This is a genomic window from Microcoleus sp. A2-C3 (assembly GCF_036706065.1).
Taxonomy (GTDB): domain Bacteria; phylum Cyanobacteriota; class Cyanobacteriia; order Cyanobacteriales; family Microcoleaceae; genus Microcoleus.
Window position 1 is genome coordinate 1 of sequence record NZ_JAUBVX010000123.1, and the last position, 1,531, is coordinate 1,531.

At 42.7% G+C, this 1,531-nt stretch carries 2 protein-coding genes; both read left to right on the plus strand.

All coding sequences use genetic code 11. The features are described 5' to 3' along the window. Nucleotides 1–362: 362 nt before the first annotated feature. Complete coding sequence (locus QUB66_RS29595) at nucleotides 363–605, plus strand: hypothetical protein (RefSeq protein WP_332971311.1); 243 nt, start codon at nucleotides 363–365, stop codon at nucleotides 603–605. 17 nt (nucleotides 606–622) lie between these two features. Beyond that, nucleotides 623–1,462 carry a transposase gene (locus QUB66_RS29600; RefSeq protein ID WP_332970802.1) on the plus strand — a complete coding sequence of 280 codons (840 nt, stop codon included), beginning with the start codon at nucleotides 623–625 and terminating at the stop codon, nucleotides 1,460–1,462. The last annotated feature ends 69 nt before the right edge of the window (nucleotides 1,463–1,531 follow it).

Here is a 1,531-nt window from a genome sequence, read left to right on the forward strand (position 1 = left end):
AATCCTCAGAGAGTAGAAGCAATTGCCATGATAATGGGACTGTGTTTGTTGGTCTATACCCTAGCACAAAGAAAGCTAGCCCTGTCAAGGTGTTCTTTATTCAGGCATTCTTGGTGAATCTTGAACGGCAACGGTCGCTGGCGACAAGCTTGGCAACCTTACGAATAAACTTAGATCAGCGACTGTTGCCGTTCTCTTCGATTTGCGGGTATCGGTATAATGGTTGAAACCTTGTATGACTAGCATACAAGCTATTGGCTCACCCCATTTTGCAGTATTTAGGAGGACGCTCGTAAATGTTAGATGCCATCTTTGAGAGATTTGTCAAGCTCAGTCCTGTCAGTGTCATGGTCCGAGGCTTAATGGAACGAGTATTGAACACAGAACAACTCGACTCCATCTTTGAGAATCATGCCAAGAGCCAGTACACGCGAGAACTCCTATTCTCCAGCATCGTAGATTTAATGAGCCTGGTAGTTTGTGGCATCTATCCTTCCGTGAATGCTGCATACCGAGCCAAAGCATCGGAGCTTAATGTCAGTCGAACAGCGGTCTATGACAAACTTAATGGCATCGAACTAGATGTGAGTGCTGCACGGCGTTAAGAGAAACTGCTGCCTCTATGACTGATGTGATGGAATTTCTGGGAGATAGTCCACCAAAGTTACTAGCTCCTTATCAAATCAGAATCATTGATGGCAACTGTTTAGCTGCTACAGATCATCGTTTAGAAGCCTTGAAGCCCTATGCAGCGAAAGCTTTACCTGGTAAGTCTTTGGTTGTACTTGACCCAGACTTGAAAATGGCGATTGATGTGTTTCCTTGTGAGGATGGTCACGCTCAGGAACGTTCTTTATTTGAGTCGGTATTACAACGGGTAAAACCTGGTGAATTATGGATTGCCGATCGCAATATGTGTACTCAAGGGTTTCTCTTTGGTATCTGTAACGCCTCTGCTGATTTTTTAGTCCGAGAACATAAAACTCTGCCACAGGAAGCAATCAGTGAATTGGAATTTCAAGGTGATATAGAAACAGGCTCTGTTTTTGAACAGACAGTTGCTCTCACTTATGAGGGTAGCTGTTTGAAAGTACGACGGGTGGTATTGCGTTTGAAAAAAGTTACTCGTGATGGCGATTGGGAAATTGCCATACTTACTAGCCTACCTAAAACTGTTGCCAGTGCTACCGATATTACTCAGTTATATCGAGAACGTTGGAGTGTTGAAACTCTCTTTCAAATCGTAACTAAGAACTTTGAGGGCGAAATTCAAACCTTGGGGTATCCGAAAGCTGCTTTATTTTCTTTTTGTCTAGCTCTGGTTTCTTACAATATTTTAGCTGTAGTCCGAAGAGCGTTGGGCAGTGTACATGGTGTCGGTAAAATTGAGTCTAGTCTTTCAGAATTCTACTTGGTTGATGAAATTCAAGGGACTTATCGGGGTATGACTATAGCAGGGTAAGAGCATCTAATTTGGTATAAAATGTACTTGAAAAATTACTTCAGTCATGGTAATAGGCAGGTGAAAATA